The 16,780-nt window shown below is 71.4% G+C and carries 8 protein-coding genes; 4 read left to right on the top strand and 4 right to left on the bottom strand.

Annotation, left to right across the window (positions count from 1 at the left end; genetic code table 11):
* Positions 1-32 precede the first annotated feature (32 nt).
* The 4 genes from O7632_RS03650 to O7632_RS03635 all read right to left on the bottom strand — a co-directional run bounded on the left by O7632_RS03650 (position 33) and on the right by O7632_RS03635 (position 5,358).
* Complete coding sequence (locus O7632_RS03650; protein WP_278111422.1) at positions 33-1,121, bottom strand: Glu/Leu/Phe/Val dehydrogenase dimerization domain-containing protein; 1,089 nt, start codon at positions 1,119-1,121, stop codon at positions 33-35.
* 321 nt (positions 1,122-1,442) lie between these two features.
* Complete coding sequence (locus tag O7632_RS03645) at positions 1,443-2,552, bottom strand: sulfotransferase (RefSeq protein ID WP_278111420.1); 1,110 nt, start codon at positions 2,550-2,552, stop codon at positions 1,443-1,445.
* Positions 2,549-3,994: a glycosyltransferase gene (locus O7632_RS03640; RefSeq protein ID WP_278111418.1), complete on the bottom strand. Its 1,446-nt coding sequence runs from the start codon at positions 3,992-3,994 to the stop codon at positions 2,549-2,551. The genes O7632_RS03645 and O7632_RS03640 overlap by 4 nt, the downstream gene beginning before the upstream one ends.
* Positions 3,991-5,358 carry a cytochrome P450 gene (locus tag O7632_RS03635; protein ID WP_278111416.1) on the bottom strand — a complete coding sequence of 456 codons (1,368 nt, stop codon included), beginning with the start codon at positions 5,356-5,358 and terminating at the stop codon, positions 3,991-3,993. Before O7632_RS03635 ends, O7632_RS03640 begins: the two co-directional genes overlap by 4 nt.
* 470 nt (positions 5,359-5,828) lie before the next feature.
* On the opposite strand from O7632_RS03635, the gene O7632_RS03630 reads away from it, so the two are divergent.
* Genes O7632_RS03630 through O7632_RS03615 form a run of 4 tightly spaced genes read left to right on the top strand, consistent with a single transcriptional unit; the run spans position 5,829 to position 16,739 of the window.
* Positions 5,829-13,187: a non-ribosomal peptide synthetase gene (locus O7632_RS03630; RefSeq protein ID WP_278111415.1), complete on the top strand. Its 7,359-nt coding sequence runs from the start codon at positions 5,829-5,831 to the stop codon at positions 13,185-13,187.
* Complete coding sequence (locus O7632_RS03625) at positions 13,184-14,362, top strand: FAD-dependent monooxygenase (protein ID WP_278111413.1); 1,179 nt, start codon at positions 13,184-13,186, stop codon at positions 14,360-14,362. Before O7632_RS03630 ends, O7632_RS03625 begins: the two co-directional genes overlap by 4 nt.
* Positions 14,359-15,852 carry a hypothetical protein gene (locus tag O7632_RS03620; protein ID WP_278111411.1) on the top strand — a complete coding sequence of 498 codons (1,494 nt, stop codon included), beginning with the start codon at positions 14,359-14,361 and terminating at the stop codon, positions 15,850-15,852. The genes O7632_RS03625 and O7632_RS03620 overlap by 4 nt, the downstream gene beginning before the upstream one ends.
* Complete coding sequence (locus tag O7632_RS03615) at positions 15,849-16,739, top strand: SDR family oxidoreductase (RefSeq protein WP_278111409.1); 891 nt, start codon at positions 15,849-15,851, stop codon at positions 16,737-16,739. Before O7632_RS03620 ends, O7632_RS03615 begins: the two co-directional genes overlap by 4 nt.
* Positions 16,740-16,780: the final 41 nt, after the last annotated feature.

Below are 16,780 nucleotides of genomic sequence, written 5' to 3'. Positions count from 1 at the left end.
TGGGTTGTGCTGGCCTTCCGAGGGCAGCGGATTCAGCGCGACAGCACGTGCGCGTACATCGACTTGTAGGCCTCGCGGATCGATGTTCGCCGCTGTGTCGCCGTACGGGACCCTTCGGTCACGGCGGTACGGATGTTGCCTTCGATGCGCTCCCAGAGCGCGTCGGGTCGCCAACGGTTGCCGTCGGCCAGCTGGTAGGACGTCATCGCCGCGCTCGAACTGGAGCTGATGACGTCGGGCACGACCGGGACGCCGCGCTCGAACAGCACCGTGTTCGCCTGCTCGGTCAGGCCGAAGTTGGCCGCTTCGACGACCACGTCGGCCCGGATGTCGCTGGCCAGCGCCGCCGACACCACATGGGATCCGGCGGCGAGGACCAGGATGTCGGCTGCGGTGCCGAGCAGGTCGTCCGGCCGGAGCCGGGTGCCGCCGGCGGCTTCCACCGATGCCAGCCGGAAGGGTCGGTGCGCCGCACGCGCGGCGAGTACGTGCTCCGCGACCGGTAGTCCGTCCACGGACACCACGGCTTGGTCGATGTCGGACATGCCCACCACCACGGCGCCACGGCGGGTCGCGCGCACCGCCACCCCGGCACCGACCACCCCGGCGCCCTGGATCAGCACGCGCTTGCCCCGCAGTGATCCGACCAGCCCTTCGGCCGCGACCACGGCACCCAGGCCGGTCATGTCGCGTACGTAGCCGGAGAGTTCGCGGATCCGGCCGGGGCAACTCGGCTCCCTCGCCTGGATCAGATGCAGCTGGGACCTGCCGAGATGCTCGTACAGCCGGTCGAGCAGCGCGTCGGTCGCTCCCATGTCCTTGCCGAGAACGACGTGAGTGGACAGCGGTTCACGCCAGGCCGAGGCCAGTTCGGCCAGGATCGCGTCGATCCGTGGATGGTCCGGCCGGCACCGCACCCCGGCCTTGGCGCCACCGACCGGCAGGCCGTGCGCGGCGAGCTTCCAGCTCATCGTGCTGGCCAACAGGCTGACCTGGTCCAGTGACACCGAGTCGCTGAACCGAAATCCGCCGAAAGCCAATGTGTTGTCGAGGCGGTCGACGACCAGCCAGGCCGGAACGCCGAATGCGCTTGCCTCAATTATCGTTTGCCCTGTGCTCATGCCCAGAACTCAGTGTGCACCGGTGACTCCCGCCGAGTTTGCGACGACATTGGTGGAGCAATGTCAAGACGTGACATTGCTCAACTAAGAGCAAACCTGCAGGTTGCCGGAGATCTGGCCAACCCCCGCAGCCATAGACGAAGCCTAGCCCTAGACAATGGTCCTGTCACCACCTGATAACAGATTACGAGGTCAGCGCGACCGCGATCTGTCGACGGCAAAGTTGATCATGCACGCGAGCTGCAGATTCTTCCTTACCTATGGGCTGGATAGGAATGGCGGATCGCAACCGAGGTCGCGTCGGGGCCGCAGACACCTCTCTCATGCCGGTACGGCGAAGTCCGGTACGACGAAGTCCGGCGCGCCGATGGTCGGATACTCGGCGAGCACGGCGCGGGTTCGCGCGTACTCCTCGTCGCGCAGCGCCGGGGTCTCGGCGCGCCGGCGGCTGGCCCGGGACAGCAGCGTGCCGGCCTGCGAATCGGCGGCGAGCGTGCCGTACGCCGCGTCGAACCCGTCGGCCGGCAGGCCGCAATGGTCCAGGATCGCGGCCAGCGTCGCCGCCGGATCGGTGCTGAGGTCCTCGTAGCGCACCGGCCGCAACGGCACACCGTCGCGGCCGTACCGCAGGCAGGCCTCCATCGCGGAGAGCCAGGTAAGCAGGTACGCCTCGACCGGCGTGGGTTGGCGCTGGTGTCGGAGCGCGAACGGCATCAGCAGCGGGGCCTGTGCGGTCACGTACCGCAGGAACGTCTGCTGCTGCTCGGGACCGGGCAGGTGCGGGGTGAAGCCCTCGTGCATCGACTCCAGCCACCGCTCGGCGTGCCGGTAGAGGAACAGGCCACGGGAGTCGGGGAAGACCCGCTGGAACAGGTCGGCGAGGTGGATGCCGCCGGCCCGGAACTTGACGGCCAGCGTCGCGGTGCCGTGGCCGAGCAGCCGCACGCAGCTACGCAGCAGCCTCGCGTACTCGTCGTCGCGGGTGGGGTCCTCGTGCCGCAGCACGGCGAGCTGGGTGAAGACGTCCGGCTCGGACCAGCCGCGCACACCGGGCACCGCGCCGAGCGCGTGGCTGATCGCCGTCGAGCCGCAGCGTCCGACGGAGTAGACGAGAATCAGCCGCGCCGGGTCCGGCAGTTCGTCGGCGATCCGGTGCAGCGTCTCGTACGACACGGCGAACAGTCGCCGCGCGTGCTGGTACTGGGCGAGGTAGAGAAACGGCGCGGTGGTCAGGTCGACACCCGGGGTGGTCTCGACGAAGTACGCCAGCTGCTGGTCGAGGTCGAGGCAGTAGAGACCGACGTCGGGTCGGTGCGCCAGGTCCCGCGCCGGGAGCTGGCCGTCTTCCCGCAGCACGAAATTCTGCGGTACGGCCGGGAAGAACTCGCCCGGAGCCACCTTGTCGACGATCCGTAGCACCTGCGCGGTCATGGCATCTCCACTGATCGATCGTTCTTTCGGGCCCATCTGTCGTCCCGGGCCCGCTCGTCGCGGCCGGCGAGGTCACGCAGCAGGTCCGCCGCGCGCCCGACCCCGCCCGCCTGACGGCTCTGCTCGCCCCAGTACCGGCTGTGCTGCCGGAAGCCCTCCTCGGACAGCAGCCGGAGCAGCTTGCCGGCAACCTCGTCCGGGTCCACCCGGGGCGGGTCGTCGAGCGCCAGCCCGACACCCGCGTCGACCGCCCGCGCGGCGATGTCGTAGCAGTCCAGCCAGAACGGGGTCAGCAGCATCGGTTGCCCGAAGTGCACACCCTCGTGGAAGCCGTTGGCCCCGCCGTGGCAGACGAAGGCCCGTACGTGGGGATGCGCGAGCACCGCCAGCTGGGACGGGATCCACTCCTCGGCCCGGACGTTCGGCGGCAGCGGGTTGGTCAGCACCGCGCGTTGGTGGCCGGGGAGCTTCCACAGCACCCGGTGCTCGGGGCCGATCCGACCCAGGGCTTCGGCGAACGCGTCGAGCTGGGCGGTGGTCAGGGTGGCCAGGGTGCCCAGGCCGACGTAGACGACGCTGGGCTGCTGGTCCAGCCAGTCGGTCAGCTCGTCGGCGGGCGGTTCTGCCTGACCGGGCCCGGCCTGCGGTTCCGGCCCGGCCTGCGGTTCCGGCCGGGTGAACGCGTCGGGCACGATCGCGCCCAGCAGATGCAGGTGGTCCGGCGCGGGGAACGGGTACTCCAGGCCGAACACGGTGTAGCCGAAGACGGCGACCGCGTCGGCGGCGTACCCGGCGGGGTCGCCGGTCGGGTTGGCCAGCCCCCGGGCCCGACGCCGCCAGGTCGGGCCGGCCACCGCGCGCAGCAACGCCAGCTGCAGCCGTACCCGGAACAGCGCGTTGGTCACCTGCTGGGCGCCGGTCAGCCGACGCGGCAGCCCGGACGCCGGTGCCGGGTAGCTCCACGGCAACCGTCGCAGATAGACGGAGCTGACCGGGTACGGCACGCTCAGCACGTAGGGCACGCCAGCGGTCGTCGCCGCGTCGAGCGCACCGAGGTTCAGCACGTCGATGACCATCAGCCGGGGGTCGACCCGGTCGATGTGTGCCAGGGTCCGCTGGTAGACCTGCGTGGTGGCGTCGGCCGTGCGCAGCGTCCGGGCGAGGGCGGCCACCCCGGCGGTGGTACGCGGTCCCCGGACCATCGCGGCGTACAGGTCGCCTTCGATCCGTACGGGCACGTCGGCGCCGGGAAGGTAGTGCAGCGGGCTGCCGACGGCGGCCGATTCGACCCGGTGCCGGGCATCGGCGTCGACGCAGAACCAGAGGTCGGGCTCGTCGCGTCGGGACATCTCGGCGGCGATGGTCAGCAGCGGGTTGAGCTGCCCGGGGTGTGACGGACTGGCGAACATGATCGGTCGGCGCGACGACGCGTCCCGACTCATGACCGCAGCCGTACCGGCAGCTGGTCGTAGCCGCGCAGCACCCGGGTCGGCCGGCGGTGCCCGACGCCGTCGAGCGCCAGATCGGGGTAGCGCTCGAAGAGTTGGCGCAGGCCGATCTCGCCTTCGAGCCGGGCCAGGTTGGCACCGAGGCAGTAGTGCGCCCCGCTGGAAAAGGAGAGATGGTCGCGGGCGTTGCCCCGGGTCACGTCGAAGCGGTCCGGGTCGGCGAAGACCGCCGGGTCCCGGTTGGCACCGCCGAGCATCGGTACGACGACCTCGCCGCGCCGGACCCGTACCCCGGCGACGTCGGTGTCGGCGCGGCAGAAGCGGGCGGTCGTCTGCACCGGGGAGTCGTAGCGCAGGATCTCCTCCACCGCGTTGGGCCACCGGTGCGGCTCGGCGCGCAGCAGGGCGAGTTGCTCGGGGTGGGCCAACAGCAGCGCGGTGCCGGTCGACAAGAGGTTGACGGTCGTCTCGAAGCCCGCCGCCATCAGCAGTCCGGCGAGCGCGACGAGTTCGTCGTCGGTCAGTCGTTCACCGTCGCCGTCCGGCCGCACCAGTTGGCTCAGCAGGTCGTCACCGGGGTCGGCGCGCAGCCGGGCGAAGTGTCCCCGTAGCCAGTGGTTGAGCTCGCGGATCCCGGTTTCGACGCGACGGAACTGGCCGTACGGCAGGCCGAGGTCGAGCACGGGCGACACGGCAGAGCCCCAGTCGAGAAAGCGTTGCCGCAGCTGGGGCGGTACGCCGAGGATCTCGGCGATCATGGTGACCGGCAACAGGCTGGCGTACCGGGCGACCAGGTCCACCGGGCCGCCGTCCGGGGCGGCGTCGCCGAGTTCGTCGAGCAGGTCGGCGCAGTGCCGTTCGACGCGGGGCCGCAGGCTCTCGATCGCCCGCGCGGTGAAGACCTTGACGACCAGCCGTCGGTAGCGGGTGTGCCCGGGCGGGTCGGTGGCGAGCATCGACGGCGGGTCGATCGGCCCGATCGGCATCCGTCGACGGCCGAGGCGGCGCAGCAGCGCGACCGCGGCGGGTGCCGCCATGGTGTCCGGATTGACGCCGAACGCGTCGTCGCGCAGCACGTCGGTGACCACGTTGTGCCGGGTGGTGCTCCACATCAGACGGCCACGGACGAGCGGTCCCTCATGGCGGATCTGGCGATAGAACGGGTACGGGTCGTCACGGATCACCGGGTCGAGGAAGAGCCGGGCCTGGGCGTCACCTCGCCGCGCGGCGGCGGCGATGCCGAGCCGCAGTAGTCCGTGTCGTGTCGTCCATCTCAGCAGGGTTCCGAGCCCGGATCTCGACGGTCCCCTGACCCGGTGCGCGACGCCGGCTTCGGTCCGCCCCTGGAGTGCCTCCACCCGATCCATTCCCTTCCCAGGTTGCGGTAAAGCAGCTCCCACCACTGACGAAACAGCTCGGAGCCGACCTCGATCGACATTAGTGATCACGTCGCGACCCAAATAAACTTATACATCAGTCGATGCTAGACGCGCAACGCCTCCGGTCGGACAACCATCACGGCGAAGCGATGAAGATTGACTCACAGCGATGACATGGACTCGCTTTTCAGGTACGCTGGCCCGGAGTGATCAACTGGGGAGGCGGTGACGTAAAAGCGCAGCTCCAATAGGTTGTGCTGCGCGCACGTCGGGAGCAGGAACGCACAACGGGTAGCCAGCCTCGCATGGCCTCCGCCGCCGCGTGATTCGTCCGTGGCGGCCAATTTCGACTGCAGCGATGTCACCTGCGCATTCGACCCGGAAGCGGTCGTCATCGACTTGCATAAGACCAGGTCAGAGCGCGGTAGCGAGCAGAAAGGTAACCAGTGATGGTTTCGGGCCGGACGCCGCTAACCACCTACCAATCAGACATCTGGGTTGCAAGCCGCCTATCTCCGGATCTACCACAGTTCAACGTGTGCGGATACGAACAGTTCGTCGGCCAGCTCGACCATGAACTCCTGCTGACCTGCATCCGCCAGGCCGTAGAATTTAACGATGCGTTTCAGTTACGTTTCGACGAAGAGAACGGGCAGCTCTTCCAATGGGCGGAGCCCGAGTCAGCGGTCGTCGAGGTCCACGATTTCACCAGCACTCCCGACCCCCACCAGGCATGCCATTCCTGGATGACACAGGTGTTCTCCCAGCCGTTCGAGCTGCGCCGCAACCGACTGTACCGAGTGGCGCTGCTGCTGGAGAGCGAATCCGTCGCCTACGCCTACCTCAACGCGCACCACCTGGTCACCGACGGCTGGGGCGGCCGGCAGGTGCTCCGGCAGGCCTGCGCCAGGTACGCCGCGGCCGTCACGGAACGCGCCACCACCACGGTCCGCCGGCAATACTCCTATCTCGACTTCGCTCGGGACATGATGGACTACGCCGGATCGGAACAGCGCGAACGCGACGTCGCATACTTCCGTGCCCGACTCGACGGGGTCACCCCGGCGCTGTTCCCCCGCCAGGCCGCCGGCCGCTACCGGACCGCCCGACACAGCTTCCCCCTGAGCCCCGAGCACGTCGACCGGATCCGGGCCGCCGGTCAATCGCCGTTCACCTACGTCGCGGCGGCCCTCGCGGTCTACCTCGGCCGGATCCACCGCCGCGACCAGGTCATCCTCGGCGTACCGGTGCTCAACCGGAGCACCTACGCGCAGCGGCAGACCATCGGGCACTTCGCCAACGAACTGCCGGTGCCGGTCACCGTGCGCGGCACCCGGACGATGCCCGAGCTGGTCGCCGAGCTGCGGGACACCCTGCGTTCGCTACGAACCCACCAGCGCCTGTCCCGGGGCGAACTGCTGCGCGAGATCATCCCGCCGGACGGGCCACGGCAGCTCTACGACGTCACCCTCTCCTGGCTGCGCTGGCCCCGCCCGGAGGCGATCCCCGGCGTCACCCACCGCAGGACGGTGGCCGCCAGCCGGGCCCACGAACAGGACGCCCTCGCGGTGCTGGTCAACGAGTACGACGACGGCTCCCTGACGGTCGACGTCGACTACTCCCTCGACGTGTACGACGACGACTTCCCCATCGAAGCGCTGGGCCGGCACCTCGACACGCTGATCGGCAACGCGCTCGACCGGCCCGCCGAACCCCTGGCCCGCGTCCCGATGCTCACCGACGCCGAACGCGACCAGATCACCGGCTCCGCCCACGGCGACGACGTGGACCACCCCACCGACGCAACCCTGCACGGTCTGTTCGAACAGCAGGTGGCCCGCACGCCCGACCGGGTCGCCGTGGTGGTGGACGGCACCGGCGAGACGCTCAGCTACGCCGACCTCGACGCCCGCGCGAACCAGGTGGCCCGGGCACTGCGCGCCGACGGCGTCGGTCGCGACGACCGAGTGGCCGTCCTGGCCGTACGGGGAGCGGCGATGCTCGCCGCGATCCTCGGAACGTTGAAGGCCGGCGGGGCCTACGTGCCCATCGACCCGGATCATCCGCCGGCCCGGATCCGGCGGCTGCTCGTCGACAGCGGTGCCACGGTGCTGTTGACCCCCGACGCGCACGCGACACCGGAACTCGGCGGCCCGGACGCCGTCCCCGGCCTGACCGTACGCCACCTCGACACCCTGACGGCCTACCCCGGTGACCCGGTCGAGCCGCTCGCCCGCGCCACCGACCTCGCGTACGTCATCTACACCTCGGGATCAACCGGCGAGCCCAAGGGGGTGATGGTCGAGCACCGGTCGGTGGTCAACCGGCTGGCCTGGATGCAGCGCCAATATCCGCTCGACGGCGACGACGTGCTGGTGCAGAAGACACCGATCTCCTTCGACGTGTCGGTGTGGGAGCTGTTCTGGTGGGCGTTCGCGGGTGCCCGGCTCGTGCTGCCACGACCCGGGGCGCACCGGGATCCGGGCGCGCTGTCGACCATCGTGGCGCGGTACGGCGTGACGGTCATCCACTTCGTACCGTCGATGTTCGGGCCGTTTCTCGACCTGCTCGCCGGCGCACCGGATCGGCGTCGGCAGGCCGACTCGCTGCGGCTGGTCTTCGCCAGCGGTGAGGAGTTGCCGGCCCGGCGGGTCGACCAGTTCCATCAGCTGTTCCCGCTTCCGCCCGCTGCCGCCGCCGGCGGCGCCCCCCGGCTGGTCAACCTGTACGGGCCGACGGAGGCGACGGTCGACGTCTCCTACCACGAGTGCCGGCCCGATCCGGCCCGGCCGACCCGACGCATACCGATCGGCCGCCCGATCGACAACGTCCGGCTGTACGTGCTGGGCCCCGACGACCAGCCGCAACCGGTCGGCGCACCCGGCGAACTCTGCGTCGCCGGGGTCGCCGTCGCCCGGGGCTACCTGGGGCGGAACGGGACTGGTGCGACGGGTACGGCGGCACCGGCCGACACCCGGTTCGGCGTCGACCCGGTGCGCGGCGCGGGTCGGATGTACCGCACCGGTGACCTCGCGCGGCGGCTCGCCAACGGTGACCTGGAGTATCTCGGTCGCCTCGACGGGCAGGTCAAGATTCGCGGCAACCGGGTCGAACCCGGCGAGGTCCAGCAGATCCTGGCCGGCTACCCGGGGATCCGCGAAGCGGTGGTCGTGGCCTACACCGCCGCCGGCCGGGACACCCAGCTGGCCGGCTACTACGTGGCCGAGTCTGATCTCGATCCGGTCCGGCTGCGCGGCCACCTGCTGCGCCATCTACCGGACTACCTGGTGCCGACCGTGTTCAGCCGGCTGGACCAGATTCCCCTCACCCGCAGCGGCAAGCTCGACGCGGCGGCGTTGCCCGCGCCTGGGACCGGCCAGCGGCGGGAGCCGGATCAGCAGCCCCGCGACGAGGTCGAGCGGACCCTCGCGGCGATCTGGTGCCAGGTGCTGGACCTGCCGTCGGTCGGCGTCCATCAGGACTACTACACCATCGGCGGCGACTCGATCCTGGCGTTGCGGGTGCACGCCGAGGCGGAGCGGCGGGGCCTGCGCTTCACCCTCGCCGACCTGGCCGAACAGCCGACGGTCGCGGCGCTGGCGACCCGGGTACGGCGTACTGGCCCAGCCGACCAGCAGGCCGGCACGGCCGCCGAAGAACCCGATTCGGCCGCCGGCGACCGCCCCTTCGCACTCGTGTCCCCGCTGGACCGGGCCCGGCTCGGCGAAGCGGCCGACGCCTCCCCGGCCACCGCCATGCAACTCGGACTCCTCTACCACAGCAGTGAACACGAGGCGGCCACCGCGTATCACGACGTCTTCCGCTACTCGGTCCGGATGCCCTGGCACGAACCGGCGTTCCGTACGGCGTACGAGCGGCTCGTCGCCCGGCACCCGGGCCTACGGTCCTCCTTCGACCTGGGCGGCTTCACCGAACCACTGCAGATCGTGCACACCCGGATCGCCGGCGGCCTCGACGTCGCCGATCTGCGTACCCTCGACCCGGCGGCCGCCGGTGCCGAGGTGCTGGCGCACATGCGACAGCGCCGCCACCACCGGTACGCCTTCGACCGCCCCCCGCTGTTCCTGTTCCGGGCGCACCTGCTCCCGTCCGGCGTGGTCGACCTGGTGTTCAGCTTCCACCACGTACTGCTGGACGGTTGGAGCGTGGCCACCGTCGTCGGCGACCTGTTCCGCGACTACCTGCACCTGATCGGCGCCGGCATCGCGGCGGTCGACGAGACGGCACTACCCGGACCGGCCGCGTACGCCGCCGAGGAACGCCGGACGCTCGACTCGGTGCCGGCCCGACAGTTCTGGGCCGACCGGCTCGCCGGTGCCGAGCCGACCCAGCTCGACGGCTTCCGGCAGTACGAGCCGCCCGGTGCCGACGAGCCGCCGGTCCGCCTGGTCGCCGTGCCCGAGGCCTTGGAGCAGCGGGTACGGGCCTTCGCCCACGACCACGGGCTGCCGGTGAAGTCGCTGTTCCTCGCCGCCTACCTGCTGACGGTACGGCTGTACTCCGGGACCACGGACGTGACCGTCGGGCTGGTGACCCACGGCCGCCCGGAACGGGCCGGGGCGGACCGGATGGCCGGACTCTTCCTCAACACGGTGCCGTTACGCCTCGGGCCCGACACCGGGTCCGGCACCGAGTCCGGCACCGCGCCCGCTTCCTGGCTGGCGACGGTCCGCGAGGTGCACCGACGGGAGCGGGAGTGCCAGCCGTACCGGCGGTATCCGCTGCACGCCATCCAGCACGACCGGGGCGGTGGACCCGTCTTCGAACTGGCCTTCAACTACGTGCACATGCACGTCCTGGCGCCGCTGCTGGAACTGCCCACGATCGAACCGCTCGGCTTCGACGCCTGGGAGGAGACGAACTTCACGCTGCTGCTGAACGTGTTCGTCCACCCGGCTGACCAGCGTGTCTCACTGCGGATCGACGCCGACCGCCGGACGATCACCTGGGCGCAGAGCGGCCTGATCGCCGACACCTACCTGCGGATCCTCGGCCGGATCGTCGACGAGCCCGACGCCGTACCGGACTTCGGGTTCCTGGTCACGTCGACCAGCGTCACCCCGACCCCGACCGACGTCCCCCCGACCAGCATTGCCCCGACCAGCGTTGCCCCGACCGACGTCTCCCCGAGCGCGGCCCGCGGCGACGTCGTCCGCCGCCTCACCGACCACGTACGGCGTACCCCGGACGCTGTCGCGGTCGCCGCCGGAACCCGGCGGTGGACGTACGCGCGATTCCACCGCGAAGTCGACCGGATCGCGTACGCGCTGACCCACGCCGGCGTACGGCCGGGTGACCTGGTCGGCGTCGCGGTCGGCCGCTCCCCCGAAATGATCGCGGCCATCTACGGCATCGCCCGCGCCGGAGCGGCCTGCGTCCCGCTGGACGTGACCTACCCGCCGGAGCGGATCGCGGCGATGCTCGCCCAGGCGCGACCGGCCCGAGTCGTCACGGAGCGGCGGCACGCCGAACTGATCGGCGACCCCGCCACGATGCTCGTCGTCGAGGACCTTCCCACGCCGTCGCGGGCCATCACACCGGCTCCGCTGCCGCCGATCCGGCCGGACGACCTGCTGTACGTGCTGTTCACCTCCGGATCGACCGGCGTCCCGAAAGGGGTGGCGATGTCCCACGCCGCCCTCGACAACTACCAGGAGTGGCAGGTGGCGGCGGCCAGCGCGGCGGCGGGCGGCGTCACCCTGCAGTTCGCCCCGCTCAGCTTCGACGTGTCGTTCCAGGAGATCTACACCACGATCAGTGCCGGCGGCACGCTGCAGATCATCGACGAGCGGCAGCGTCGGGACACCCCGGAGCTGCTGCGGCTGATCGACCGCGAATCCATCGAACGGGTCTTCCTGCCGTACGTGGCCCTCCAGCAGCTCGCCGAAGCGGCGGTGACACTCGGGATCTACCCCCGCGCGCTGCGGGTGGTGATCTCGTCGGGGGAGCAGCTGCGGGTCACCGCCGAGATCCGCCGGTTCATCGCCGCGCTACCGGCCGGCGCGATCCTGGAAAACCAGTACGGGCCGACCGAAACCCACCTGGTCACCGCGTACCCGATGGCCGGCGATCCGGAGCGTTTCCCGAACCTGCCCCCGATCGGGCCGGCGATCCCCGGCGTCGACACGTACCTGCTGGACGACCGGCTCCGCCCGGTGCCGACCGGGGTCGCCGGGGAGCTCTACTTCGGCGGGATCCAAGTGGCGCGCGGCTACTACCGCCAGCCCGCACTGACCAGCCAGCGGTTCCTGCCCAACCCGTTCGGCCCGCCCGGCGACCGGATCTACCGCACCGGTGACCTGGCCCGGGTGCTGCCCAACGGCGACCTGGTCTGGCTGGCCCGGACCGACACCCAGACCAAGATCCGGGGCTTCCGCGTCGAACCACTCGAAGCCGAGATAGCGATCATGAAATTGGCGGCACGGCATCCGGGCCTGCGCGAGGCGGCCGTGGTGGCCCGCCGCCGGGACAGCGTCGACTCCTTCCTGGCCGCCTTCCTCGTCGGCGACCCGGCCCGGGTCGACCTCACCGATCTGCGCCGACAGCTGCGGGAAACGCTGCCCGAACACCTCGTGCCCACCCAGTTCAGCTGGCTGCCGCAGATGCCGCTGACCCCGAGCGGCAAACGCGACGACCGCCGGCTGCGGGAGCTGCCGCTGCGCGCGGAGGCCTCCCGGTCGGTGGCACCCCGCAACCGGTACGAACGGGTACTCGCCGAGATCGTCGCCGATCTGCTCCACCTGCCCCGGATCGGCGTCGACGACAACCTGTTCGAACTTGGCGCGACCTCGCTCACCGCGATGCGCCTGGTCACCCTGATCGAGAAACGGTACGACATCGCCGTACCGGTCTCCGCTTTCGTCACCGCCCCCACCGTGGCCAGCCTGGCCGAACTGCTGCGGGTCGGCGGCGCGGACCCGGCGTCGTTCGACCCGCTGGTGCCGATCCGCACCGGCGGGCGGCGACGGCCGCTGTTCCTGGTGCACCCGATCGGCGGCAACGTGCTGTGCTACCTCCAGCTCGCCAAGCACCTACCCGATGATCAACCGGTCTACGCGCTGCAGGCGTCCGGTGTCGACGCCGGAACCGAACCGAAACGGTCCGTACCGGCGCTGGCGGCCAGCTACCTGGCGGCGATCCGCCGAGTGCAGCCGCACGGCCCGTACACGATCGGAGGCTGGTCGTTCGGCGGCGTGGTGGCCTTCGAGATGGCCCGCCAGCTCACCGTCGCGGCCGGCCAGGTCGAGCAGCTGATCCTCATCGACCCGATCGCCCGGCGGCCCGGTGATCCGGTGCCGGTCGCCGACGACGTCCTGATCGACTGGTTCTTCTGGGAACTGCTCCCGCTCGACCAGGACCGGCCGGTCCTGGAGCCGATCCCGGCGAACCTGGTCACCCCGGAGGAGAAGCTCGACTTCGTCGCCCGCCGGGCCGGCGCCGCCGGGCTGCTGCGCGCCGGCGACTCACGGGCGGCGGTCCGCCGACTGTTCGAGGTCTTCAAGGCCAACTGGGAGGCCATCATCACGTACCGACCCGAGGTGGTCGACCAGGACGTCACGCTGCTGCGGGCCCGCGACCCACTACCGGCGCTGCTCGTACCGATGCACGACATCGCCGGAACGCTGCACCTCGACCCCCGCAACGGATGGGGCGAACTGACCACCGGCCGGATCGACGTGTGCGACGTACCCGGCAACCATCTGGCGCTGATGGAACCGCCGTACGTGACGGGGGTGGCGGACCGGATCACCGACTTGCTGGCCGCACCGGTCGGCGGTGCACAGTGACCGCGCCCAAGGCGTTGATCGTCGGAGCGGGCATCGGTGGACTGGCGGCGGCGGCCACGCTGCGCCGGGTCGGCATCGACGTGGAACTCTACGAACAGGGTGGTGAGCTGCGACCCGCCGGGTCGGCGCTGTCGCTGACCGGCAACGCACGCGTCGCGCTGCGCACCCTCGGCATCGACCTCGACCTCGAACGGCGGGGCCGGGTCTACCCGGCGCTGCAGTTGCGCACCGCCACCGGCCGTCTGATCAGGACGGTGCCGTTCGCGCACCTCGGCGACCGGGTCGGCGCGCAGAGCCTCGCCATCCACCGCGCCGAACTGCACCAGGCCCTGCTCGCGGCGGCCGGCGACCCGCCGGTCCGTCTCGACGCCGCCGCCCGCCGATTCGAGGTGACCGGCGACCGGGTCCGGGTCGAGTTCCACGACGGGCGGACCGCCGACGGCGACCTCCTCATCGGCGCCGACGGATTCCATTCGGTGGTCCGCCGGCAGATCGCCGGGCCCGAGCAGCCCCGCGAACCCGGCTACGTCTGCTGGCTGGCGACCCTGCCCATGCGGCACCCGATCATCCGGGACGGCTACGCCGCCCACTACTGGGGCCGGGGCCGACGGTTCGGCCTGGTGCAACTCGACGGCGACCGGGTCTACTGGTGGGGCACGTCGAACATGGCCCCGGCGCAGGCCCGCGACTGGCGGGGCGGCAAGGCCGACATCGAACGGGCGTACACCGGCTGGGCCGAGGAGGTCCGGGCCGCGATCGCCCAGACCCCCGAATCGGCGATCATCGCCGTACCGGCCCGGGACCGGCCCTTCCTCGACCGGTGGGGCCACGGGCCGGTGACGCTGCTCGGCGACGCGGCGCACCCGATGTTGCCGAGTCTCGGTCAGGGCGCGGCGGTCGCCGTCGAGGACGCCGTCGTCCTCGCCCACTGTCTGCGTCAGGCCGACGACCTGCAGCTGGCCCTGCGCCGCTACGAAGCCGCGCGGCGCGAGCGGACCCGCTGGATGGTCGACCAGGCGTACGCGTTGAGTCGGGTCGAGCAGCTGGCCCACCCGCTCGCCGACCTGGCCCGCCGCCTCTACCTGCGCTGGCTGCCCGGCCCGCTGCTCGACCGACGCAACGAGATCGCGCTCACCTTCCCCGGTGCGCTGGATGAAACGGTGGCTCCGCGATGACGGCACCGACGGACGGACGGCCGCCGACCGAGGTACGGCGGGCGCTGAGCCCGCTCGAACGCTGGTACTGGATCGCCGACCAGGTGTCGCCGCTCAACGTCATCGGCCGGGTCCAGGTGCGTGGGCACCTGCCGGAACCGCTGCTGCGCGCCGCGCTGGACCGGCTGCGTCGGCGCCACCCGCTGCTGCGGGTGGCGATCGCCGCCGAGCCGGACGGGCGGTCCCCCCGGTTCGTGCCGAGCGACCGGCCGATCCCGCTGCGGCTGGTCACCGCCGACGCGCCGGTCGCGCCGGGCGACGCGGTGCCGCCGGGCGACGGGTCGCCGCCCCCCTGGGTACAGCGGGTTGACGAGCACGAACTCGTCGACCGGGTCGACTGGCGGACCGGTCCGCTGTGCCGGGCCGTGGTGATCACCCACCCGTCGGCCACCGGGTTGGCCGACGACGAGACGCACGACCTGCTGCTGACGATGCCGCACTGCGTGGCCGACGGCACCACCGTGCTTGCCCTGCTGCGGCAGTGGATCGATCTCGCCGAGCGGGTCCGCGTCGGAGCCACCGACGGCACCGACAGCGCCGTGGACACCGAGTCGGGCGAGCCGGGCGAGGTGGGTGAGCCGGCGCTGCCCGGCTCCGAGGCGATGTTCCCCCGCCGGTTCCGGGGCCTGGTCGGGACGCTGCGGCTGCGCTGGCTGCTGGCCCAGGACCTGTTCCGGGTACGCCGACACCGGCCGGCCCGGGTCGTACCGAGCCGCTTCGTGCCGTTCACCGAACGGCGTACCCGGCTGATCGCCCGAACCCTCGCCCCCGATCAGGTCGAGGCACTGGTGGCGGCCTGCCGGCGGGAGCGGACCACGGTGCACGGCGCGCTCGCGGCGGCGATGGTGCTGGCGGTGGCCGCCGAGGCCGGCTCCCCGGCACCGGGCCACGTCACGATCGGTTCGCCGATCACCTTCCGGGACGCGCTGGAACCGGCCGTACCCGAGCGGGCGGTCGGCACCTACGTCGCGACCGTGCCCACCTTCGTCGCGTACGGGCCGGACCGGTCACTCTGGGACCTCGCCCGCGCGATCAGCGACGACCTCGCGACCCGACGCCGGGTGGGCAGCCACTTCGCCATGGTCGACCTGGTCACGCTCTCCTGCCCGAAGTCGGTGGCCGCCGCCGGGCGGTTCATCGAGATGATGGAACGGACCGGACCGGTCAACCTGTGCCTGTCCAACATCGGCCGACACGACTTCCCCGACCGCGTCGGGCCGTGGCGACTGTCCGGCGCCCAGTTCGTCGCCGGGCTTTCCGTGGTCGGCTACTTCGTGTCCACGGCGAACACCAGCCACGGACAGCTGTCCTGGAACTTCACCTACGTACCCGACGCGTTGTCGGCGGACCGGGCGACCGCGCTGGTGGCGGCGAGCGTCGACGCGGTGTCCGCCGCGATCGACGGCCACACCAACGTGGTCGGCGGCCAGACGGAGCGGAGTCCACGATGACCCAGCAGACACGGCGGATCACGCCAGCCGGCCGTACCGTGGTGATCACCGGCGCGTCGACCGGCCTGGGCCGGGCGGCGGCGCTGCACCTGGAACAGATCGGCTTCCAGGTCTTCGCCGGGGTACGGTCTGCGGCCGACGGCGAGAAGCTGCGCGCGGAGTCGACGCACGGCCGGCTGTTTCCGCTGCTCATCGACGTGACCCGGGCAAAGCAGATCCGGCAGGCGGTCGACGAGGTGACCGGGCGGCTCGGCGCGACCGGGCTCTGGGGCCTGGTCAACAACGCCGGTGTCGCCCAACCCGGCCCGTTGGAGTGCCTGCCCGCTGACGCGCTCCGGCGACAGTTGGAGACGAACGTGATCGGGCAGGTCGCGACGATCCAGGGGTTCCTGCCGCTGCTGCGGGCCGGCCGGGGCCGGATCGTGAACGTCACTTCGGGACTGGGCCGGGTCGCGCTGCCGTACCTCGGCGCGTACGCGGCGGCGCAGTTCGCGAAGGAGGCGATCAGCGACAGCCTGCGGCGCGAGCTGCGGCCGTTCGGCGTCACGGTGTCGGTGGTGCAGCCGGGCGCGATCCGTACCCCGATCTGGGAGAAGCTCGACCAGGCCGGCGCGGACGTCATCGACGGCGCGCCGGAGTCGACCGCAGCGCTGTACAGGCGTCCGTTCCAGGCGTTCCTACGCGGCAACGCCCGCCAGGTGCGGCGCAGCAGGACCACACCCGAGCGGTACGCCCGGACGGTCGCCCGTGCCCTCACCGCGACCCGGCCGAAGACCCGGTATCCGGTCGGTCCGGACGTCCGGTTCGCCAGCCTGGCCGCCCGGCTCTTGCCGGACACCCTGATCGACCGCAACCTCGCCGCGCAGACCCGACCGCGCGAGGGCTGACTCCCGCCGCCCGGTCCCCGGCAATGACCGGTGACCGGCCC

Source organism: Solwaraspora sp. WMMD406 (assembly GCF_029626025.1).
Lineage (GTDB): Bacteria > Actinomycetota > Actinomycetes > Mycobacteriales > Micromonosporaceae > Micromonospora_E.
This window is presented reverse-complemented; position numbering and strand designations above follow the sequence as displayed.